General features: G+C 67.9%; 20 protein-coding genes. 15 read left to right on the forward strand and 5 right to left on the reverse strand.

The genetic code is table 11. The features are described 5' to 3' along the window. The first annotated feature begins 312 nt into the window (after positions 1-312). From rpmH to H9633_RS05735, 11 genes are all read left to right on the forward strand, one after another. Positions 313-450 (forward strand): 50S ribosomal protein L34, encoded by a 138-nt coding sequence (gene rpmH, locus H9633_RS05685; protein ID WP_058724833.1) that lies wholly within the window; start codon positions 313-315, stop codon positions 448-450. A 7-nt stretch (positions 451-457) separates the two neighbouring features. Then, positions 458-808, forward strand: coding sequence for a ribonuclease P protein component (gene rnpA / locus H9633_RS05690; protein ID WP_191712405.1), 351 nt, complete (start codon positions 458-460; stop codon positions 806-808). After that, positions 805-1,155, forward strand: coding sequence for a membrane protein insertion efficiency factor YidD (gene yidD / locus H9633_RS05695; RefSeq protein WP_071641282.1), 351 nt, complete (start codon positions 805-807; stop codon positions 1,153-1,155). The genes rnpA and yidD overlap by 4 nt, the downstream gene beginning before the upstream one ends. 3 nt (positions 1,156-1,158) lie before the next feature. Beyond that, complete coding sequence (gene yidC, locus H9633_RS05700) at positions 1,159-2,169, forward strand: membrane protein insertase YidC (RefSeq protein WP_071641278.1); 1,011 nt, start codon at positions 1,159-1,161, stop codon at positions 2,167-2,169. Further along, a complete protein-coding gene (locus H9633_RS05705) occupies positions 2,169-2,654 on the forward strand; it encodes a Jag family protein (RefSeq protein WP_071641276.1) in 486 nt (161 codons plus the stop codon). The genes yidC and H9633_RS05705 overlap by 1 nt, the downstream gene beginning before the upstream one ends. Positions 2,655-2,682: 28 nt before the next feature. After that, a complete protein-coding gene (gene rsmG / locus H9633_RS05710; RefSeq protein WP_191712406.1) occupies positions 2,683-3,309 on the forward strand; it encodes a 16S rRNA (guanine(527)-N(7))-methyltransferase RsmG in 627 nt (208 codons plus the stop codon). Positions 3,310-4,722: 1,413 nt separating this feature from the next. Next, the gene (locus tag H9633_RS05715; RefSeq protein ID WP_191712407.1) at positions 4,723-5,022 is read left to right on the forward strand and encodes a GIY-YIG nuclease family protein; all 300 of its coding nucleotides are present in this window, start codon (positions 4,723-4,725) and stop codon (positions 5,020-5,022) included. A gap of 1,329 nt (positions 5,023-6,351) precedes the next feature. Next, positions 6,352-7,233 carry a ParA family protein gene (locus tag H9633_RS05720; protein ID WP_305728264.1) on the forward strand — a complete coding sequence of 294 codons (882 nt, stop codon included), beginning with the start codon at positions 6,352-6,354 and terminating at the stop codon, positions 7,231-7,233. Next, positions 7,233-8,216 (forward strand): ParB/RepB/Spo0J family partition protein, encoded by a 984-nt coding sequence (locus H9633_RS05725; protein WP_191712408.1) that lies wholly within the window; start codon positions 7,233-7,235, stop codon positions 8,214-8,216. Before H9633_RS05720 ends, H9633_RS05725 begins: the two co-directional genes overlap by 1 nt. A gap of 193 nt (positions 8,217-8,409) precedes the next feature. Further along, complete coding sequence (locus H9633_RS05730) at positions 8,410-9,903, forward strand: sugar porter family MFS transporter (RefSeq protein WP_191712409.1); 1,494 nt, start codon at positions 8,410-8,412, stop codon at positions 9,901-9,903. Positions 9,904-9,912: 9 nt separating this feature from the next. Further along, on the forward strand, positions 9,913-10,203 hold the full coding sequence (locus tag H9633_RS05735; protein WP_177243789.1) for a tryptophan synthase subunit alpha: 291 nt from the start codon (positions 9,913-9,915) through the stop codon (positions 10,201-10,203). 82 nt (positions 10,204-10,285) lie between these two features. Here the strand turns inward: H9633_RS05735 and trxA are convergent, their stop codons facing one another. From trxA to H9633_RS05755, 4 genes are all read right to left on the reverse strand, one after another. Beyond that, positions 10,286-10,609, reverse strand: coding sequence for a thioredoxin (trxA, locus tag H9633_RS05740; RefSeq protein ID WP_071641267.1), 324 nt, complete (start codon positions 10,607-10,609; stop codon positions 10,286-10,288). A gap of 92 nt (positions 10,610-10,701) precedes the next feature. Continuing rightward, the gene (gene trxB, locus H9633_RS05745) at positions 10,702-11,676 is read right to left on the reverse strand and encodes a thioredoxin-disulfide reductase (RefSeq protein ID WP_071641266.1); all 975 of its coding nucleotides are present in this window, start codon (positions 11,674-11,676) and stop codon (positions 10,702-10,704) included. Positions 11,677-11,830: 154 nt separating this feature from the next. Beyond that, positions 11,831-13,453: a murein biosynthesis integral membrane protein MurJ gene (murJ, locus tag H9633_RS05750; protein WP_191712410.1), complete on the reverse strand. Its 1,623-nt coding sequence runs from the start codon at positions 13,451-13,453 to the stop codon at positions 11,831-11,833. Next, a complete protein-coding gene (locus H9633_RS05755) occupies positions 13,450-15,561 on the reverse strand; it encodes a DUF6049 family protein (RefSeq protein WP_191712411.1) in 2,112 nt (703 codons plus the stop codon). The genes murJ and H9633_RS05755 overlap by 4 nt, the downstream gene beginning before the upstream one ends. 58 nt (positions 15,562-15,619) lie before the next feature. Here H9633_RS05755 and H9633_RS05760 point away from each other — a divergent pair, with 58 nt between their 5' ends. From H9633_RS05760 to H9633_RS05770, 3 genes are all read left to right on the forward strand, one after another. Beyond that, positions 15,620-17,161: a DUF7059 domain-containing protein gene (locus H9633_RS05760; protein ID WP_191712412.1), complete on the forward strand. Its 1,542-nt coding sequence runs from the start codon at positions 15,620-15,622 to the stop codon at positions 17,159-17,161. A 29-nt stretch (positions 17,162-17,190) separates the two neighbouring features. Beyond that, positions 17,191-18,249, forward strand: a complete 1,059-nt coding sequence (locus H9633_RS05765) for an LLM class flavin-dependent oxidoreductase (RefSeq protein ID WP_191712413.1) — start codon at positions 17,191-17,193, stop codon at positions 18,247-18,249. 66 nt (positions 18,250-18,315) lie between these two features. Next, positions 18,316-19,743 carry a CCA tRNA nucleotidyltransferase gene (locus tag H9633_RS05770; RefSeq protein WP_191712414.1) on the forward strand — a complete coding sequence of 476 codons (1,428 nt, stop codon included), beginning with the start codon at positions 18,316-18,318 and terminating at the stop codon, positions 19,741-19,743. Between the two features lie 28 nt (positions 19,744-19,771). Here the strand turns inward: H9633_RS05770 and H9633_RS05775 are convergent, their stop codons facing one another. Beyond that, entirely contained in the window at positions 19,772-20,806 is a 1,035-nt protein-coding gene (locus tag H9633_RS05775) for an NAD(P)-dependent alcohol dehydrogenase (protein WP_191712415.1), read from the reverse strand. A 214-nt stretch (positions 20,807-21,020) separates the two neighbouring features. Between H9633_RS05775 and H9633_RS05780 the strand changes: the two genes are divergently transcribed. Then, positions 21,021-22,382: a GAF domain-containing protein gene (locus tag H9633_RS05780; protein WP_191712416.1), complete on the forward strand. Its 1,362-nt coding sequence runs from the start codon at positions 21,021-21,023 to the stop codon at positions 22,380-22,382. Positions 22,383-22,569 lie beyond the last annotated feature (187 nt).

Below are 22,569 nucleotides of genomic sequence, written 5' to 3' on the forward strand. Positions count from 1 at the left end.
CGTCAAGCGTGATCTTCCCCTGTGGATAACGTCGGATGCCACGGTAGTCACCGGTGCGGTTAACAGCAAGCCGTCCCCGGAAAGACGCGGGTGTGTCGCGTGCGGGCGAGATGTCCACAGTTGTGGATAATGGGTGTGCGCAACTCACCGTCGACTGCCTGATCACCCGGGGTGCTCTCCTGTCGCATCCGTGGGCGGATTTGCCCTGCGTCGCGGCAGGTCGTACCCTTAATCGGTTGACTTATGCCATTTAGGCAGTACCCCCCGTCCCCGGTTGCTGAGACCCGGTGACACCATTCCCGGAGTGATTCCATGAGCAAGCGCACTTTCCAGCCCAACAACCGTCGTCGCGCCAAGAAGCACGGCTTCCGTGCCCGCATGCGCACCCGCGCCGGCCGCGCCATCCTGGCGGCCCGCCGCGCGAAGGGCCGCACCGAGCTCTCGGCCTGACAGCTCAGTGCTCGCCCGGCCGAATCGACTCACCCGCGGCGTCGACTACCGACAGGTGGTCCGCCGGGGAACGCGATGCGGCGGGTCGCGCCTGATCACGTCCGTGCTTCGCGGCGCGGACGATCGGGCTCCCCGGTTCGGGTTCATCATCAGCAGGCAGGTAGGAACCGCTGTGGTTCGAAATACCGTTCGCCGACGCCTGAAGGCGGTGTGCGCGGAGTTCGTCGACATGGTTCCTGAGGGCACGGATGTCGTCATCCGTGCCCTTCCTGCATCCGCTGACGCGGATTTCGCCTCCCTCCGCGCCGACGTCGAGCGCTGCCTGCGCCGCGTGCTGGTCGGATCGGCACGGACATGAGCGCGCTGCCGTCCTATGCATTCGGAACGGCGCGGTTTCGGGCATCCGATCTGGTCCGGGGCGTGCTTCTCGTTCCGCGCAACCTCGTTCTCGCGCTGCTCTCCCTCTACCGCGCGGTGATCTCCCCGCTCTACGGGGACGTGTGCAGGTATTACCCGTCCTGTTCCGCGTACGCTGTAGGAGCGGTTCAGCAGAACGGCGCCCTGTGGGGAGCAGTGCTCTCGGCGTGGCGCGTGCTGCGTTGCAATCCGTGGAGCGCGGGTGGCGTCGACGACGTCAAGCCCCACGCTCACTTCCGATACGACCTGACCCCGCGAGGGTTCGTCGTACCTGCTCGAAAGGACTGAACAGTGGACTTCCTGGGAATCATCCTGTGGCCGCTGAAATGGGCTGTTGAGCTCATCCTCGTCGCCTGGCACTGGCTGTTCACGGCGATAGGAATGGCGCCGGCGGAAGGCCTGACGTGGGTTCTGTCCATCATCGGCCTGGTCATCGTCGTGCGCGCTGCCGTCTTCCCGCTGTTCGTGAAGCAGATCAAGAGCCAGCGCAAGATGATGGAAATCGCGCCTGAGCTGCGGAAAGTCCAGGAGAAGTACCGCGGCAAGAAGGATCAGCTCTCTCGCGAGGCGATGAGCCGCGAGACGATGGCGCTGTACAAGAGGCACGGAACGACGCCGATGTCGAGCTGCCTCCCGCTGCTCGTCCAGATGCCGATCTTCTTCGCACTGTTCAGCGTGCTCAACGACGTGCAGAAGATCCGCGTCAACCCCGATTTCAGCGGTGTCGGGCTGCTGAACAACGAGCTCACTCAGGAGTTCTACGACGCGAAGCTGTTCGGCACGGTGTCGCTGCACGACACGCTCGGAGCCGCAGTAGACGCCCAGAACGTCACGGCTATCGTGCTGCTCGCGACGCTCGTCGTGCTGATGATCGGCTCGCAGTTCTACACCCAGCTGCAGATCATCTCGAAGAACCTGTCGCCGGAGGCCAAGACCGGCCAGGCGTACCAGATGCAGAAGATCATGCTCTACATCCTGCCCCTGGGCTTCATCTTCTCGGGTGTCTTCTTCCCGCTCGGTGTCGTCGTCTACTGGTTCATCTCCAACCTGTGGACCATGGGCCAGCAGTTCCTCGTCATCCGCGAGATGCCGACTCCGGGCTCCGAGGCGGCGAAGGCGCGCGAAGAGCGCCTGGCGCGCAAGGGCAAGGCGATCAACGCCCAGGGAAAGGTCGTCCCGATCGCAGTGTACGAGGCAGAGCAGCAGCGCAAGCTCGAGGAGATCGAGAAGGCGAAGGCGGTCGCACCCAAGCGTGAGCAGCCGATGGGCAAGAAGCGAGCGAAGAAGAAGGGCTCGAACTGATGACCGATGATGTGAAGACCGCTCCGTCGGTCGAAGAGCTCGAGCATGAGGGCGATGTCGCCGCGGACTTCATCGAGGAGCTACTCGACATCGCTGACATCGACGGCGATCTGAATCTCGATGTCCGCCAGGGGCGCGCGTACGTCTCGGTGGAGGCGGAAGGAGACGGACTCGCGGTGCTGTCGCAGCCCGACACCGTTCAGGCCCTGCAGGAGCTGACCCGTCTGGCGGTGCAGAGCAAGACGGGTGCGTTCTCACGACTGATCCTCGACGTCGGCGGCTCCCGCGACACTCGTCGGCGCCAGCTGGAGCAGTTGGTGGATGCTGCGGTCGCCAAGCTCGATGCAGGTGCCACCCAGGCATCCCTGCCTGCGATGTCCAGCTACGAGCGCAAGCTCGTGCATGACATCGTGTCGGAGCGCGGCCTCACCTCCGAGTCGTATGGCGACGGTGCCGATCGTCACACCGTGATCTCTCGCGGCTGACGGTTCACGTGAAACGAGCGGCGGCGTCATGAGCACTCCCATCGTCGAGTCCGAGCCTGCGGTCGCAGCAGAGCTGTTCGGTGACCGCATCGAGCTGGCTCGACGGTTCACTGCGGCGCTCGTCGCTGAGGGTGAGCTGCGCGGATTGATCGGCCCGCTCGAGTTGCCCCGAATCTGGACCCGTCACATTCTGAACTCCGCGATCGCCGCGCCTCTCTTCTCGGGCTCGGTCGCGGACGTCGGTTCGGGTGCGGGACTGCCCGGTCTCGTCTTGGCGATCAGTCGGCCCGATGTGCGCTGGACGCTCATCGAGCCGATGGAGCGGCGGGTCACCTGGCTCAACGAGCAGGTCGACGCTCTTGGTCTCGACAACGTGACCGTGATGCGCGCACGTGCTGAGGACGTAGGTCTCGAGTTCGACGTGGTCACGGCTCGCGCGGTGAGTGCGATGCGCACGCTCATCCCGATCACGGCCCCGCTGGTCAAAGACGGCGGTGAGCTCATCCTGCTCAAAGGACACAACGTGCCCGCAGAGATCGACTCCGCGCAGAAGGTGCTCAAGAAGCACAGGGTGACCGACGTGACTGTGCAGGTGCTGGGGGAGGACCTGCTGTCCGAGCCGACGCGCGTCGTCCGCGCCCGCGTCCGCGCCTGACTCCCGCGAGAGGGCCATTGTTTCACGTGAAACACCCCCGCACCCCCGCTCGTTGAGCGATCGCAGCCGGTCGAAACGCGCTCGCCGCACGCTCGGGAACATGCCGGATTCAGTCGATCCCGCACCTCACGCGCGGGGAGGCGCGCACCCGGCGCCCCCTAACTCAAGATTGGTTCACGTGAAACGTGGCCCGTAACCAGGATCCTCCGGTGCCTGCCAGCGCCGCCCGGGGCTCGGCTGCCGGTCGTTGAGCGAGCGCAGCGGGTCGAAACGCACTCCCAGTACGCCTCGGGAACCTGCCGGATCTCGCGGATCGCGCACTTCACGCGCGCGGAGGCGCGCACCCGGGGCACCTTCCTGGAGATAGGTTTCACGTGAAACGTGGCCCATCAACAGGATCCTTCGGTGTCGGCCAGCTCCGGCAGGGTCTCGGCTCCCGGTCGTTGAGCGAGCGCAGCGAGTCGAAACGCACTCCCGGCCCGCTCGGGACGACGTCGGATTCTGTGGATCACGCATCTCACGAGCGGGAGGTGCGCATCCGGTGCGCCTTCCTGAAGATAGGTTTCACGTGAAACGTTGCCCGTCATAGGATCCCTACAACGCCGGCCCGGTCGTTGAGCGAGCGCAGCGAGTGGAAACGCTCTCCCGGCCCGCTCGGGACGACGTCGGATTCTGTGGATCACGCATCTCACGCGCGGGGAGGCGCCCGCATAGTGCCCTCAAGATTGGTTTCACGTGAAACGGTGCCCGTAAACAGGATCCCCCCAATGCCGGCGAGCGCCGGTAGGGGCTCGGCTCCCGGTCGTCGAGCGAGCGAGGCGATTCGGAATGAACACCCGGCAGGCCGCGGGAGGATGCCGGATCTAGCGGATCGCGCACCTCACGCGCGGGCAGGCGCGCATCCGGTGCGCCTCCTGAAGATAGGTTTCACGTGAAACGTTGCCCGTCGACAGGATCCCTCCGATGCCGGCCAGCACCGGTAGGGGCTCTGCTCCCGGTCGTTGAGCGAGCGAAGCGAGTCGAAACGCTGTCCCGGCACGCGGGTAGCCCCCGAGATCGAACGCGATGTTGGCGAGCACGGATGGCAGGCAGCTTGCACGACACCGGCGTGTAGCGTTGCTCTGCATTGCAGTGTCACGGCCGGTTTGACGGTCCCAGCGCCCGTAGCCAGACGTGTTTCACGTGAAACGTTGACAAAGACGTTGGCTGTTGGATGCCCTGTCGTGAGTAGCGCCGTCGCTCCCGACGCCATGAGACAGCATCCGCGCGTATGTGCCTTGCTGGATCGGCGCCGATCTGATGTCCCGCATGCGATCATTGACCGTCTCTGCACATGTGGGCCGGTCGCTGTATTGCCCACACATGCCGTAAACGCAGGTACAGCGGCGGTGCCTGCTCCTCTACAGTTCCTCAATGACTGGATACACGTACATTCTTCGATGCGCTGATGGAACCTTCTATGCAGGCAGTACCAAGCACCTTGACGACCGACTTGCTGCCCATCAGCTCGGGCTCGGTAGCGACTACACATCGAACCGCCGCCCGGTAGAACTGGTGTGGTGGTGCGAGTTGGATCGCATCGACGAAGCCTTCGCCCTCGAGAAGCAGATCCAGGGATGGAGCCACACAAAACGACGGGCGTTCATCGAGGGCGGTTTTGACGCGATCAGAGGTTGGAGCTCGCGCGAGCGAGCTGTGCGTTCGCGTGAGTGATCAACGAGCGATGTTTCACGTGAAACAGGACCGGACAGGCGGTTGAGGTCATTCAGTCGATGGATGCATTACCGGAGCGCGACGCGTCTCATCTACCGATGTCCCGGGGCCGCGAAACATCGATGCAGGGTGCCCGGGTTCCGGTGGATAGCATGCCGATGATCGCCGGGTGAACCTCGCGCGTCTGTACGCTTGAACATCTAGTTGCTGGCACGACCCGCGGACACCGGCTGCGGGGAAGCCGCGACGTACCGCGCAGGATGCCCGTGGGCGACGGTATCCGATGTGTCTTCGCGACGCAGGGCTATCTAATTGGCCGACGTGTTTCATATGAGCCGTGGTCGGTCGCGCTGGTCGACAGATGTCAAGGGAGTGAGGATGCGTTCGGGCGGCCGCAACTGACAGATTCGTCTGGCCGGCGGGACCAGGTCAAGGTCAACCCTGTGGCCTTGTGCTGCATTTCGGCTCGTCGCTACGCTCCTCGCTCAATGACCGGTGGTGGCCAATGCGGCGACATGATCTCGTCGGTGGGGTCCTCGCTCAATTCGGTGGTGGCCGACGCGGAGGGAAACTCGGACCACCGTTGCGCCTATTGCCCAGTAAGCGGACGGGCGCAGCTACGGGTGCACATAGGGCGGGTGCTGACCGCGGGGGACCGCGGAGCGAGTGTTTCACGTGGAACGAGGGCATTTCGACTCGTCGCTACGCTCCTCGCTCAATGGCCGGTGGTCGCCAGTTGCATATCGGGTGAGCGGTGATGCCGGGATCCCCGAGGTGTGTTTCACGTGGAACGAGGGCATTTCGACTCGTCGCTGCGCTTCTCGCTCAATGACCGGACATGGCGGAAGTGGTTCCCACCCGGTGCATAGCGGGTGAGCGGCGATACCGGCATCCGCAGAGGTGTGTTTCACGTGCAACGCCGGGCATTTCGACTCGTCGCTACGCTCCTCGCTCAATGGCCGGTGGTCGCCAGTTGTGTGTCGGGTGGGCGGTGAGCGCGCGGGACTTGGCGGGGGAGTGTTTCGCGTGGACGAGGGCATTTTGACTCGTCGCTGCGCTCCTCGCTCAATGACCGGTGGTTGCCAGTTGCGTATCGGGTGGGCGGTGAGCGCGCGGGACTTGGCAGAGCGAGTGTTTCACGTGGAACGCCGGGCATTTTGACTCGTCGCTGCGCTCCTTGCTCAATGAGCGGGGGGCGCGGGGATGGTGGCTGATGGCGCGGCGAGTGGGGGAGTCGGAGGGATCACGTAGAGTGGAGGACGGTCCCGAAAGGAGTCGATGTTTCACGTGAAACCATCCGACAACGCATCGCCGAACAACGATTTCGGGATGGATACCCCGCTTGCTCGGGAACTGGCAGACCTCTCCACGAGACGTAAGGCCCTCAAGACGATCGAGGTTCAGTTCAGCGGCGAGACCCGCGTCTTCACGGTGTCGAACCAGAAGGGCGGTGTCGGGAAGACCACGACGGCCGTCAATCTGGCATCCGCCCTCGCCGATCTCGGCGCGAAAGTACTGGTGATCGACCTCGATCCGCAGGGAAATGCATCGACGGCCCTCGGAGTGAAGCACTCGGCTGACACCAAGAGCATCTACGACGTCCTCATCAACGATCTCCCGTTCAGTGAGATCGTTCAAGACAGCCCGGAATCCGAGAACCTTCGCTGTGCGCCGAGCACGATTCACCTCGCGGGCGCGGAGATCGAGCTGGTATCGCAGGTCGCGCGAGAATTCCGTCTGCGTCGCGCACTGGAGGAGTTCCTGCGCGACGATCCGGTTGATTTCGTCATCATCGACTGCCCGCCCTCTCTCGGGCTGCTCACCATCAACGCTTTCACGGCGGCATCCGAAGTGCTCATCCCCATCCAGTGCGAGTACTACGCTCTCGAGGGTCTGAGCCAGCTGCTCGGCAGCATCCAGATGATCCAGAAGCACCTCAATCCAGAGCTTCACCTGTCGACCATCCTGCTCACGATGTATGACGCGCGCACGCGCCTCGCCCAGCAGGTCGCCGAAGAGGTGCGCACACACTTCCCGCAGCAGGTGCTCAACGCCGTCATCCCACGTTCCGTGCGGGTGTCTGAGGCTCCCAGCTTCGGACAGACCGTCATCTCGTATGACGGCACGTCGGCGGGAGCCGTGGCCTACCGGGAAGCAGCAGTCGAGATCGCGCAGCGCAAGGAATCCGCCGCGCAGAACAAGGGAGCATGATGGCCAAGCGCACTGGACTCGGTCGGGGAATCGGCGCACTCATCCCGACGACGGATCAGGCTGAGCGGCCGGTCGACGTCTTCTTCCCCGGCGCGTCGAAGGTGAAGACGGATGCTGTGCCCGCAGCGTTGGAGCAGGGGGGCCCCGCCGCTGAAGATGCGGAGCTGTCGCAGGTCCCCGGCATCCGTCTGATCCAGATCGACCCGAACAGCATCGTCCCCAACCCCCGCCAGCCTCGTACGCACTTCGACGAGGACCACCTCGCCGAACTCGTGCACAGCGTGCGCGAATTCGGGGTCCTGCAGCCGGTCATCGTCCGGCAGAACGCCGACGGCGAGTATGAGCTGATCATGGGGGAGCGGCGCACCCGCGCCGCCCGTGAGGCCAGCCTGACCACGATCCCTGCGATCGTGCGGGAAACGGCAGATGAGGACCTGCTGCGCGACGCGCTCCTCGAGAACCTGCACCGATCGCAGCTGAACCCGCTCGAGGAGGCATCCGCCTATCAGCAGCTGCTGGAGGATTTCGGGATCACGCAGGAAGAGCTCGCCGCGCGTATCGGACGCTCGCGTCCGCAGATCAGCAACACCATTCGGCTTCTGCGTCTGCCGTTGCCCGTGCAGCAGCGCGTCGCGGCCGGCGTTCTCTCGGCCGGTCACGCTCGTGCGATCCTCTCGGCCGAGACGCCCGAGCAGATGCAGCGCCTCGCCGACAAGGTCGTGAACGAAGACCTCTCGGTGCGAGCCACGGAAGCCGCCGCGAAGACCGTATCGGCCACGGGTGCGTCGACGAGCAAGCCCACCGCCGGTGCGCGCCGCGCGTACCTCGACGAGGTCTCGCACAAGCTCGGCGACCGTCTGAACACACGTGTCCAGATCGCTCTCGGTGCACGAAAAGGCCAGCTCAAGATCGAATTCGCATCGATCCAGGATCTCAACCGCATCCTCGCCGAGCTCGGCGAAGAGGAGTTCGGAACGCGCTGACCCGAATCGGCGTCCGCGCTCAAGACAGGTGAGCACCGGGGTGACCCGGTGCTCACCTGTTCTTGAGCGCGCAGGCCCGCCGGCGGTTCAGGGCGCACACCGTTCTGTACCGCTTTTCGATCGCCTTCGCACGCCCCTTTCTGCACCCGACCTGCTTCGGTAGCATCCGGAACACTGGCAGAGGAGGGGCATCATGGCACAGGCAAACAGCTCGGGCACATCCGGCTCGGGCACATCAGGCTCAGGCACAACAGGCTCAGGCACAGCGAACGGCATCCGCGGACGCGTCATCGGGGTGAGCATCGCCGCCGCGCTGGGAGGATTCCTGTTCGGCTTCGACACCGCGGTGATCAACGGCGCGGTGGACGCCCTCGCGGGGGCATTCGATCTGGGCGTGGGCCTCAAGGGCTTCGCCGTCTCATCAGCGCTCATCGGCTGCGCGGTCGGCGCGTGGTTCGCTGGTCCCCTGGCCAACCGGTTCGGTCGCATCCCCACGATGCTCATCGCCGCCGTGCTCTTCCTCGTCTCCGCCATCGGGTCGGGACTCGCCTTCGGCGTGATCGATCTCATCATCTGGCGCGTCGTCGGCGGTCTGGGTGTCGGCGCCGCCTCGGTGATCGCCCCGGCGTACATCGCCGAAGTCTCGCCCGCGCATGTGCGAGGACGGCTCGGGTCGCTGCAGCAGCTCGCGATCGTGACCGGAATCTTCGTCGCGCTGCTCTCGGATGCCTTGTTGGCGGGCGTCGCAGGTGGGGCTGCCGAGCCGCTGTGGGGGCTCGACGCCTGGCGCTGGATGTTCATCGCCGAGGCGATCCCCGCCGTCGTCTACGGGATCATGGCGATGCGACTGCCGGAGTCGCCCCGGTACCTCGTCGCCCGCGGCAACGTCGACAAGGCAGCCGAGGTGCTGACCCTGGTCACCGGCACGATCGACGTGAAGGCGAAGATCACCGAGATCTCCGGCACGATCAACACCGAGCGCACCGAGTCGCTCAGCGATCTGCGCGGGAACCGCTTCGGCCTCAAGCCGATCGTCTGGGTCGGCATCCTGCTGAGCATCTTCCAGCAGTTCGTCGGCATCAACGTGATCTTCTACTACTCCACGACGCTGTGGCGGTCGGTCGGCTTCGACGAGTCGGATGCCCTGACGATCACGGTCATCACCTCGGTGACGAACATCGTCGTGACGATCATCGCCATCCTGCTGGTCGACCGCGTCGGTCGCCGTCTGATGCTCATGGTGGGATCGATCGGCATGGCGGTGACGCTGGGACTGATGGCGGTCGCCTTCTCGTTCGGAACTCTGGATGCCGAGGGCGCGGTCTCACTGCCCGACCCGTGGTCGACGGTCGCTCTGATCAGCGCGAACGCGTTCGTGGTGTTCTTCGGCGCCACCTGGGGGCCGCTGGTGTGGGTGCTGCTGGGCGAGATGTTCCCCAACTCGATCCGCGCCGGCGCTCTCGCCGTCGCCGCGGCCGCGCAGTGGGCGGCGAACTTCTTCATCTCGACGACCTTCCCGGCGTTCGCCGAGATCGGCCTCACCTTCGCGTACGGCTTCTACGCGTTCTTCGCCCTGCTGTCGTTCTTCTTCGTGTACTTCAAGGTCGCCGAGACGAAGGGCAAGGAGCTCGAATCGATGACGGAGGATGGCAAGGTCGAGCGCCGCACCCGTGCGCCACGCTCGTAGACTTGTCTGGTGATCCCCTCGTTCCCCCGCCGAGCAAGCCTCGAAGTGCTGCGCGCGGAGGCGGGCGACGAGCGCTCGGTGCTGGTGCACGAGCGTCTGCGCAGCGGAGAGGATCCCTGGGACTTCATGTCGGAGCTGCCGTCGGTCGATGAGCTCGTCGTGCTTCTGCTGCGCACCGACGTGTACGAGGATCGGGGCGGCAATCCGCGCGATCCTCGCTGGAACGACAGCGTGCTGCGCAGCATCGCGCACGAGTACCCGGAACTGAGTACGACGGTCTGGCGGATGCTGGCGGCGTAGCGCTGCCGTGGGTGCGTTCGACCGCAGGGATGCAGAAGAGCCCGCCACCGTGAGGTGACGGGCTCTTCTGAAGACCGGGGGATCAGCCGATGAACGGGGCGAGCTCCTGCTCGAGCGCGAACTTCGGCTTGGCGCCGATGATGGTCGTCTTGACCTCACCGCCCTGGAACACCTTCATCGCCGGAATCGAGGTGATCTGGTATTTCATGGCCAGATCGGGGTTCTCGTCAACGTTGAGCTTGAGGATAGTGATCTTGTCGGGGTTCTCGGCCTGGATCTCGTCGAGCACGGGCGCGACCATGCGACACGGCCCGCACCACGCGGCCCAGAAGTCGACCAGCACGGGTCCGTCGGCCTGCAGAACGTCCTGCTCCCAGGTGGCCTGAGTGGTTGCCTTGGCAGTCATGGATTGTCTCCTTGTTCGGTGTCCATCTGGTCAAACGTCAGATGGCCGGTTTCTGTTCCCGCGACCGCGCAGAGCGGCGGCGGGGTTCGGTCTCAGCCGACGATGATCTCGGCGGCCACGGCGGCCGGCTCTTCGACCGAGGCGTCTTCGAGGTCGGCGATGAAGTGCTCGGCATCGAGCGCGGCGACGACACCCGATCCCGCGGCAGTGGCAGCCTGACGGTATGTCGGGTCGATCACGTCACCGGCGGCGAACACACCGGGGACCGAGGTGCGCGACGAGCGACCGTCGACCCAGATCGTTCCGGCATCGGTGAGCTGCAGCTTGTCGTGCACGAGGTGCGTGCGCGGGTCGTTGCCGATCGCGACGAAGACGCCGTCGACGGCGAGCTCACGGGTCGAGTCGTCGACAGTCGAGCGCAGCCGTACGCCGGTCACCGAGTCGCCGCCGAGGATCTCGTCGACGGTGCTGTTCCAGACGAACTCGATCTTCTCGTTGGCGAACGCCCTCTCCTGCATGATCTTCGATGCGCGCAGGGAGTCCTTGCGGTGGATGACGTACACCTTCGATGCGAAGCGGGTGAGGAAGGTCGCCTCCTCCATGGCCGAGTCGCCGCCGCCGACGACCGCGATCTCCTTCTCGCGGAAGAAGAAGCCGTCGCATGTCGCACACCACGAGACGCCGTAGCCGGAGAGGCGCTCCTCGCCCTCGATGCCGAGCTTGCGGTAGGCAGAGCCGGTGGCGTAGATGATCGTGGCCGCCTCATGAACGGCGCCGCTGCCCAGGGTGACCTTCTTGACCGGTCCGTCGAGCTGAAGCTCGGTGACGTCGTCGTAGAGCACCTCGGTGCCGAACTTCTCGGCCTGCGCCTGCATCTTGGCCATCAGATCCGGACCCTGGATCCCCTCGGGGAATCCGGGGAAGTTCTCGACGTCGGTCGTGTTCATCAGCTCGCCGCCGACCTCGACGGAGCTGGCGACCAGCAGCGGCGTGAGGTTGGCGCGCGCCGCATAGATCGCGGCCGTGAATCCGGCTGGTCCGGAGCCGATGATGATGACCTGACGCATGTGCTCTCCTAAGGCTGCGGATGTCCGGCAGGCGCGGGATGATCCGCGTCGTCTGCTTCAACCCATGGTAGCCGCGCGGCATTCCCCTGCGCGGGGCGGGTGTGCTCGGTGGAACGACGAATCCGGATGCCCGGTCGGGACGACCCGGAGGGGGTCAGCGTCCGGGCAGGATCCGTCTGATCAGTCCGCGGGCCGCGCTCATCTCCGGTGCCCGCAGCACGAGCAGGACGAGAGCGTAGACGATCACGGCGACGAGCCCGATGACACCCGTTCCGACCGCGCCGAGCAGCTTGTCGACGAACGTGGAGCCGGTCTGCCCCGCCGTCCAGCCCGCGTCTGCGCCGAGCAGCAGGTACGTCCCCCACCCGGCGAGTCCGGCGGGCACCGCGGCGATCGCGAAACGACCGAGAGAGAGCAGCGTCTGCGGCAGCTCGAGACCGCCGAGGCGGTGGCGCAGGATGAGCACCGCGATCACCGTCTGCACGAGGCCGGCGATCGACTGTCCGAGCGCGACGGCCGCGGCGAGCTGGCTGAGCGGGGCCACCGCGGCGGCGAGGTACGAGAAGCCGATGATCAGGCTCACCTGCACGAGGGTGAACACGAACGGTGTGCGGGTGTCGCCGAAGGCGTAGAACGCGCGCTGCACGATGAACAGCACCGACAGCGGCAGAAGTCCGATGAGGTAGCAGACCAGCACGGGCGCCGCGGCGACGGCATCCGCGGGGCTCTCGGTGAAGATGCGCGTGGCCGGCACCGCGGCGACGGCGAGGGCGATGCCCGAGCCGATGATGAACAGCGACACGACCCGGATGCACCGGGCGACGTCGCTGCGCACCTCGTCGCGCCGGTTCGCGTGCGCGTGCTCGGCGATCTGCGTGAAGTACGGGGTGCCGATCGAGATCGCGAAGATCGAGTACGGCAGCATGAACACCAGCCAGGCGGCCTGCATCATGAACACCGACGGGTGGTCGCCCGACGAGTCGGTGACCACGCGCGTCTGGATGAGTCCGGCGATCTGGCCGGCGATCACCATGAGGAAGGTCCACCCGGCGAGCGTGCCGACCTGCCCGAGGCCGACGCCCTTCCACCGGAAGTCGGGGCGCAGGCGCAGCCCGGTGCGTCGCCAGGCGAAGAGCAGCAGCAGGGCCTGCACCGTGATGCCGAGCGTCGCGGTGCCGCCGAGCACGGCGATCATGGTCGGATCCCAGACGTCGACGCGGCTCTGATTGCCGCCGAACAGCGCGATGAAGACGAGGAAGCCCGCGATGGAGATGATGTTGTTCGCGACGGGGGTCCACGTGTACGGCCCGAAGACGCGCTTGGCGTTGAGAGTCTCGCCGATCAGGGCGTACAGGCCGTAGAAGAAGATCTGCGGCAGGCACCAGTACGCGAAGGCGGTGCCGAGGGCCAGCTGGTCGGGGCTGAATCCGTTCGAGGCGTACAGCCCGACGAGCCAGGGGGCGGCGAGCATCGCCGCGGCCGTCGCGCCGAGGAAGACGACCGTGCCGAGGGTGAACAACTTGGATATGTAGCCCTCACCGCCGTCGGCGTGGCTGGCGGACTTCACGATCTGCGGGATGATCACCGCGGTGAGGATGCCCGTCTGGATGATCGTGAACACGTTGTTGGGCAGCTGGTTCGCGACCCCGAAGGCATCGCCCGCCTGACCGATCGTGCCGATCGCGGCGACGAGCACGATCGTGCGGACGAGACCGGTGATGCGCGAGATCAGCGTCCCTGCACCGAGAATGGCGCTGGCGCGGCCGAGACTTGTCACTGCTCTCCTTCTGCGGACCCGTTCGGCCCCTGGGTTCGGTGCCGGGCATCCGCTCTGCGCCGACGCACCATCCGCACGCTCCCGAGGATCAGCAGCACGACGATCACGCCGCCGAGGATGCCGAGGCCGATGCCCTCCCAGTCGGCGCGCAGCGTGACGTCGGCGACCTCCGGCTGCCCGATGGGCACGCCCGTCGGGCTCTCGAGCCAGAAGCTCACGTCGACGCGGCCACTTGCGACGCGCGCCTCGATCGGCACGTCGACGCGCGTCGAGCTCGAGGCGAGCGCGGTCACCTCGGTCGCCGGCTGGATGTCGAGACGGTTGTCGGACGGCGTGCTGTACAGGGTGACCGAGACCGGCCACGGCAGGTCGTTGCGCACCCAGACGGGCAGCGGTGCCGCCGAGGTGAACAGCTGCACGGGTTTCGGCTGCACGACGTTCACCGACGTGAGGGTCGTCGTCACGCGCGCGGCGTGGGCGGCCGCACGCTCGGTGAACTCCTCGTCGTCGAGGCCGGCCCCGATCACTCTGAGCATGCGGATGCGGTCCGGCACGAGCAGGACGGCCGGCTCCTCGAGGATCGTCGCGAACGCGGTGAGCCGGTCTGCGGCGGCCATCATGCTGTTCAGCTCGCCGACGCGTGCGCCCGGCGTCGTGTCGGCGAGCGAGACGGATGCCGGTTCCCCCGCGCGCAGCGTGCTCAGCGTCGCACCCGGGGTGGCGAACGAGACGAGGGCCGTGCGCAGCGCCTCGGCGGAGCGGGTCTCGGATCGCTCCAGCGCGACAGCCGTGAGCGCGCTGCGCTGCTCGGCGAAGAAGAGGTGCCCGGCGGCCGCGGCCATCTCGGCGTCCGCGGAGGCGGAATCGGTGCGCTCGACGGCGGCGGACAGCCGAGCGGATGCCGCCGCATCGGTGATCAGCAGGTCGTGTGCGTCGACCGCGCTGTGCACGGCCGCATCGTTCTGCACGGACGTGGAGGGCAGGATCGTCGTCATCTTGTCGCCGAGGTACGTGGCGAACGCGGTGAGATCCTGCCCGGTCACCGACGGACGCGGCCAGAGGATGCTGCCCTGGGCACCGCGCACGGCCGTCAGCTCGCCGCTCTCGGGCAGGTCGGGCTCCGCCGTCGGGAGGGGAGTGGGGGTGGGCTCCGATGTCGGCTCCAGCTTCGGATCCACGGCGGGGAAGTCCGCGGGGTCGAGAAGCGGGGTCAGGTCCGGGGTCCCCAGCAGCTCTGAGCGACCGGCCTGGGCCTGGACCGTGGCATCCGCGTCGCCGAACTGCAGGGTGAACATGTCGTTCGGCAGCGCCTCGAACCGGTCCAGCCACTGGGTGGAGCTCGCGGGAGCGCGGTCGCCGAGCACGCGGATCGATGCGGGGATCGCCGGGTCGATCGCGAGGATCGCGCTGGTGCCCGAGACGGCGTCGATCAGTTCGGCGAGCGATCCGCCGTCGGAGGTGAGCGTCGTCAGCTCGTCGGCGGTGAGCAGGGCGCCGTTCTCGGGTGTCGCCGTGACCGGCACGATCACGGCCGTGCGCGCGTCGGAGGGCGCCGGGACGACCAGCACCGATCCGGCCGTGACGCTCAACGGCATGCTCTTCGCGCCCGCATCAGTGGTGATCGTGCCCGTGAGTCGAGCCTTGAGCGGATAGACACCGGGGGCCAGCTCGCCCAGCGCGGTGGGCTCGACGGTCAGGTCGATCGTCTCGGCAGATCCGTCGCCGACCGCGGGTGAGCTCTCGACCGCGACGGTGCGGAAGGCGCCGCCGACGGCGTCGCCGTCGAGCCAGGCATCGAGCGCGGCGCCGTCGGCGAGGGCCGTGGTGTTCAGCTCGACGCTGACGCTGCCCGCGGTGAGGTCGCCGTCGGTGGGGTTCTCGATCGTCACGCTGCCGAGCAGGGGCGTGCCGGGCGCGACCTGGCCGGTGTCGCCGACCGAGAGGAACATCTCCACGGCCGACTCGGCCGGCTGCTCGGCATCCTCGGCGGCGGCCGGGGCGGGTGCGACGGAGAGGCCGAGGGAGCCGACGACGAGTGCCGCGGCGAGGCGGCCCAGCAGCCGCCGCGCGCGCGGGCGTCTGCCTTCGCGATGGAGTGTCGAGATCATGATTGCGGGTCGCCGGATGCCAGCACCGACGACGCCCCCGATTCTAGGCCGCACCGGCATGGGAACCCTGAAGGCGCGTAGAGTGACCGCCGTGCCCGAACGCGCCCAGCCCCGCCCCGACTCCTCTCTGTCACGGGCGCTCGCCGCGGACCTGGACGCAGCCGACTTCCGCTCCGAGCCGCTGCGGTCGCTGTGGGGCGAGGAAGCCGACGACGCGCTCGGCCGCGGGCTGCGGGAGCCGATCCTGCGCGCACTGGGCTCCCGCGACGACGTGCTTCCCACGCTGGGCCGACTGTGGGTGCTCGGGATGCCGCAGCCGCAGCACGCCGTCGAGCGCGCGCTGCCCGGGGTGGGCGTGGCAGGAGCGGTCGCGTTGGGCCTCGTCCGCGTCGACGGTGAGAGCGTGCACCCCGAGGCCCTCATCCGCCCCCAGTCGTTCGTCGATGCCGACGGGGTGGGCGAGTGGTGGATCGCCAGCGACCTCGACGAGATCGCCCTCGGCACGGCACTGCCCGCCGATCACGTGCTCGGCGTCGGCGGTGCGTCGCGCACGCTGGGCGAGCTGATCATCCCCGTGCCCGTCGAGCGGGCGCTCGACCTGGGCACCGGATGCGGCATCCAGGCTCTGCTGGTGTCGCGGCACGCGGTGCGGGTGGTGGCCACCGACATCTCGGCACGCGCTCTCGCCTACGCCGAGCTGAACGCGCAGCTCAACGGCGTGCACAACATCGAGTTCCGCCTCGGCAGTCTCTTCGAGCCGGTGGCGGGGGACAGGTTCGACCTGGTCGTGTCGAATCCGCCGTTCGTGATCACGCCGCGCGCGACCGGGGTGCCCGAGTACGAGTACCGTGACGGCGGCCTGGTCGGGGATGCCCTCGTCGAGGAGTTCCTGCGCCGCGCGCCCGCGCATCTCGCCCCCGGCGGCATCGCGCAGCTGCTCGGCAACTGGGAGTCCCGCGCCGGTGCGCGGGGGCTGGACCGTGTGCGCTCGTGGGTCGACGACGATCTCGATGCGTGGGTGATCCAGCGCGAAGAGCTCACGCCGCTCGGATACGCCGAACTGTGGATCCGCGATGGGGGCGCGCTGCCGCGCGATGCCGACTTCACCCGCCTGCTCACCGCCTGGCTCGACGACTTCGCCGACCGCGGCGTGACGGCGGTCGGCTTCGGGTACATCCTGCTGCGCCGTCCGGCGCCGGGTGCCGCCGTGCTCCGCCGCTTCGAGAGCATCTCGCAGCCCGTGTCGAACCTGGGCCGCGCGCTCGGGGCGGGTCTCGCCGCACACGATGCGCTGGCCGACGGCATCCCGGACCGCCTGATCGTCGCGCCCGACGTGACCGAGGCGCGGCACCTCATGCCAGGGGAGGACGACCCGAGCGTCATCGAGCTGCGCCAGGGCGGCGGATTCGCGCGCACGATCGGCGTCGACAGCGCGCTCGCCGGTTTCGTCGGAGCGTGCGACGGCGAGCTGACCGTGGGGCAGATCGTGGCCGCGCTCGCCGATCTGTTCGACGTGCCGCTCGCCGATCTCTGGGCCGACATCGAGCCGCGCATCCGCCGCCTGGTGATCGACGGGCTGCTGCTTCCCGCGGGGGAATAGCCGCCGTCTTTCATGCGTTTGCATACGACATGAAGGCATTCGGCTTCCTCTCCTTCGGGCACTACGCAGACGTGCCCGGCTCCCTGACCCGCACCGCCGGCGACATGCTGCGCCAGACGATCGAGATCGCCGAGGGCGCCGATGAGATCGGCGTCAACGGCGCCTACGTGCGCGTGCACCACTGGGCGCGCCAGGCGGCCTCGCCCATGCCGCTGCTGTCGGCCATGGCCGCGCGCACCAAGCGCATCGAGGTCGGCACCGGCGTGATCGACATGCGCTACGAGAACCCGTTCCAGTTCGCCGAGGAGGCTGCCGCGCTCGACCTCATCGCCGACGGCCGCATCGCCCTCGGTGTGAGCCGCGGGTCACCCGAGACGGCACTGCGCGGTTACGAGACCTTCGGCTTCCGCGATGAGGAGGACACCGAGCGCGGCAGCGTGCTGGCGCGGGAGAAGTTCGACCTCTTCCTCAAGGTGATCGACGGCGAGCGCATCGCTCCGGGCGACCCGCGCATGGTCGGAGCAGGTCACTACCTCGCCATCGAGCCGCAGTCGCCCACCCTGCGGGAGCACATCTGGTGGGGCGCCGGCTCGCGGGCGACGGCCGAGGCCACCGGGCGGATGGGCCTGAACATGATGAGCTCGACCCTGCTCACCGAGGCGACCGGCCAGCCGTTCCACGAGCTGCAGCGCGAGCAGATCGACCTGTTCCGTGCCGCATACCGGGATGCCGGCCACACCGGCGCACCACGGGTGTCGGTGAGCCGCAGCGTGTTCCCGCTGGTCAGCGACCGCGACCGGGCGTACTTCGGTCTGCGCTCCCGCGAGAACAGCGACCAGGTCGGCATCATCGACGGCTACCGCTCCACGTTCGGCAAGACGTACGCGGCCGAGCCCGACGAGCTGATCGAGCAGCTGAAGGCCGACGAGGCCGTGATGGCGGCGGACACGCTCATGCTCACCATCCCGAATCAGCTCGGCCCGGAGTACAACCTGCACGTGCTGCAGGCCTTCGCCGAGCACGTCGCCCCCGCGCTGGGCTGGAAGCCGAACACCGAGGGGCCGGTGCAGGGCGACCCGATTCGCTGACCGCCGTCTGCGTCTCGGGCGCGTGCGGAACCGGTGAGCGCGCGCGGCGCCGGTACCCTTGAATCCATGCTCAATATGGCCGAGGGCCTGTCCCGACTCGGCGCGCTCGCCGCGAACCCCGTCGTCAGCACCCTCGCGACCGCCTTCGCGGATGCGGGCTTCGACCTCGCCGTCGTCGGCGGTCCGGTGCGCGACGCGCTGCTCGGCCGCGAGACGCACGACCTCGACTTCACGACGAACGCACGCCCCGACGACATCCTCCGGATCGTCACCCCGATCTCCAGCACCCAGTGGGACATCGGCCGCGCCTTCGGCACCATCGGCGCGCGGGTACAGGGCGAGCAGGTCGAGATCACCACGTACCGTGCCGACAGCTACGACGGCGTCACCCGCAAGCCGGTCGTCGAGTTCGGCGACACCATCGACGGAGACCTGCTGCGGCGCGACTTCACCGTCAACGCCATGGCGCTGCAGGTTCCGGCGGTCAAGCTGATCGATCCGACGAGCGGTGTCGAGGACCTCGTCTCTGGCATCCTGCGCACGCCGATCGACCCGGCGATCAGCTTCGGCGACGACCCGCTGCGGATGCTGCGGGCGGCGCGCTTCAGCGCCCAGCTCGGCTTCTCGATCGAGGATGCCACCTTCGCCGCCGTCGAGAAGCTGCGCGAGACGCTGACGATCGTCAGCCCCGAGCGCGTGCAGGGCGAACTCGTGCGGCTCATGCAGACCGACGACCCGGTCCGCGGCATCCGGGTGCTGGTCGAGAGCGGACTGATCGAGGAGTTCCTGCCCGAGGTGAGTGCGCTGCGACTCGAGGTCGACGAGCACCACCACCACAAGGACGTCTACGAGCACTCGCTGACCGTGGTGCGTCAGGCGATCGAGCTCGAGAAGTCTCGCAACCCGGGCGCCGCTGCCGACGTGCCGCTGCGCCTGGCCGCTCTGCTGCACGACATCGGCAAGCCGCGCACCCGCAAGCTCGAGAACGGCGGAGGGGTCACCTTCCACCATCACGACGTGGTCGGTGCGCGCATGGCGCGAAAGCGCCTGCAGGCCCTGCGCTTCGACAGCGCCACGACCGATGCGGTCGCCAAGCTGATCGAGCTGCACCTGCGCTTCTTCGGCTACGCCGAGGGCGCCTGGACCGATTCCGCCGTGCGGCGATACGTCCGCGACGCCGGCGACGTCGTCGAGCGCCTGCACATCCTCGTGCGCGCCGACGTGACCACCCGCAACCGGCGCAAGGCCGCTCGCCTGGCCTCCGCCTACGACGACATCGAGCGGCGCATCGTCGAGCTGCGCGAGCAGGAGGAGCTCGACAGCATCCGTCCCGAGCTCGACGGCAACCAGATCCAGCAGATCCTGGGCATCACCCCGGGGCGCGAGGTCGGCGAGGCGTACCGCTTCCTGCTCGAGGTGCGGCTGGATGAAGGTGTGATCGGCCCGGATGCCGCGGAGCAGCGTCTGCGCGAATGGTGGGCCGCGCGCGGCTGAGCTGCGCGGCATCCGGACCGCACGGGTGTCAGGGCACGACCACCGCGCGACCCTGCACCTTGCCGTCGTGCAGTCGCGTGTACGCGTCCACGGCCTGCTCCATCGAGTAGCGCTCGACGTGCACGCCCACCGAACCGGTCTGCGCGAGGGACAGCACCTCCATCAGCTCGCTGCGCGTGCCCCAGTACGGGGCCCGCACCGACGCGCCGAAGGGGGTGGAGAAGAACCCGGTGGGCAGCAGCCCGCCACCGATCCCGACGATCTGGATGTCGCCGTCGACGGCGACGACCTGGCGTGCGATGTCGAGAGTCGGCTGCACGCCGGTGAAGTCGAACACCGCCTCGGCGCCTCGCCCGTTCGTGAGCCGCCGGATCTCGTCGACGGCCGAGTCGTCGGACATCAGGGCGTGATGGGCTCCGACGTCGCGAGCCAGCGCCAGCTTCTCGTCGGCGATGTCGAGGGCGATGACGGTCGCCGAGGTGACCGCGCGCAGCACCTGGATGCCCACGTGTCCCAGACCGCCGGTGCCGATGACCACGGCGGTCGTGCCGGCGACGAGCTTGTCCTTCGACGACATGATCGCGTGGTACGGGGTGAGTCCCGCGTCGGTCAGCGACACGGTCTCGACCGGGTCCATGTCGCCGATCGGGACGAGATGGCGGGCATCGTCGATGATCACGTACTCGGCCATCGCGCCAGGGGAGCCGAGCCCGGGAGGCTGGATGCCGAGCTCCGCAGCTCGCGTGCAGTAGTTCTCTGCGCCGCGCGCGCAGGCGTGACACTGCCCGCATCCCCACGGTCCGTAGATGGCATAGGAGGCGCCGAGCTCGATGCCCTCCACGCCGTCGCCGAGCTTGTCCGCGATGCCGACCCCCTCGTGCCCCAGCGTGAGCGGCAGACCGTAGATGTACTGCTCGGCCGGCAGGCCCATCACGAACCAGTCGGAATGGCAGAGGCCCGCGGCCGTGACCTTGATGCGTATCTGACCCGGACCGGGCTCGGGAGTCTCGATCTCGACCAGCTCTGGTCCCTGTCCGATCGTGCGGTACTGGATGGCCTTCATCGTGCTACCCCTTCGCGTGAGACCACGGCGGCGATCGCGACCGTGTGCGTCTTCAGCATCCCCTATCGGCGGGCCCGCCGGAACCCCGGCCGGCCGGGAATATCGCTGTGCGCGAGCCGGGTCCGATGGTGCACGCGCGGGGCCAACCGAGGGGTGTGATCGCCGGGCATCCGATCTACACTGGGCAGACCCGTCAGCGCTGATCGGAGCGTCCATGCCGTCACCGTGGTCGTCATCGCGCGATGCCTTCCCTGAGGTCTCGCGACTTCTGATCGAGCGCGCGCACGAGGAGCTCGTCGCCGGCAACCTCGATGACACCCGCCTGCAGCAGGTGCGACCGCTGGTGCGCGCCTCATGGGAGCGCGCCTGGCAGAGCCGCGTGGGCGCCGAGGGCCGGCCGCCCCTGGAACTCGGTCAGGAGACGCTGGAGGCGTATCGTTCCGGGCATCCGCTCGCCTCGGTGATGGATCTCATCCGCTCGCTGCTGCTGCCAGGCAGCGCGGAGGACTCCGGCGTCGTCGTCGCCGTCGGCGATCACGCCGGGCGCCTGCTGTGGGTGGAGGGAGATCTGCGCCAGCGGCTGCTGTCGGGCGAGATGGGATTCGTCGAGGGCGCCAACTGGTCGGAGCAGATGGTCGGCACCTCGGCCCCTGGCACCGCCCTCGCCCTCGGCGAGTCGGTGCAGATCCACCACGCCGAGCACTACAACCGCCTCGTGCAGCCCTGGTCGTGCACGGCCGCGCCCGTGTTCGACCCCGAGACGCGGCGCGTCCTCGGTGTGATCGACGTCACGGGTGGGGCGGAGGCGGTCACGCCGCAGGCGCGGATGCTGGTGGATGCCACGGCTCGAGCCGTCGAATCCGAACTGCTCGTCGCCCGGCTGCGGGCGCGCAGCGAGTCGGCGCGCAGCGGGGCGGGGCGCAGCGGGGCGGGGCGCAGCGCCGCGCGATCGTCCGGGCGAGTGCGGCGCTCCACCGGGCGCGCCCGGCTGCAGGTGCTGGCCCGCGATCGCGCGCGGCTCGAGCTGATGGCCGATGACGGCGAGACGGTCGTGGAGCTCAGTGCGCGGCACGCCGAGATCCTGCTCATGCTGGCCGTGCACCGCCACGGGCTCTCGGCTGAACGGCTCACCGAGCTCGTCTACGGCGACTCCGCGACGGCCGACACGCTGCGGCCGGAGATGGTGCGGCTGCGCAAGATCCTCGAGCGCGTCTCACCCGATCTCGTGCCCCAGTCACGCCCCTACCGGCTCACGGCACCGCTCGAGACCGACGCGCAGAACGTGCTCTCGCTCCTCGACCGAGGGGCGCACCGGGTGGCCCTGAGCGCCTACACCGGCGCGGTGCTGCCCGAATCGACGGCTCCCGGCGTCGAGGAGTTCCGCGACACCGTGCGCGCGGCGCTGCACGAGGCGATGGTCACCGAGGCCAGCCTCGACGTGCTCCTCGCCTACGGGGAGATCCCCGAGGGGCAGAACGACGCCGAGGCGCTGCGGCTGTGCCTCGAGATGCTGCCGGCCCGCTCGCCGCGACGTGCAGGCCTGGTCGCGCGGATCGAGCGTCTCGACGCCGGGTGACCCACATCCGTTCGAATCGCTCACCTTGTCGCTGCCGGTCGCCCGTTCCGGCCATTTGAGCGATTCGAAAGCCGGAAGGGTCCGCCGCAACCGACTGCAACGTTGCGCACCCGGGTGCAACGTCCGGCGACCTACCTTCGTATCCAACAGCCGCGCAGCATCGAGGCCGCGGCCCGTCGAAGGAGTC

The sequence above is a fragment of the Microbacterium commune genome (assembly GCF_014836945.1).
Lineage (GTDB): Bacteria > Actinomycetota > Actinomycetes > Actinomycetales > Microbacteriaceae > Microbacterium > Microbacterium commune.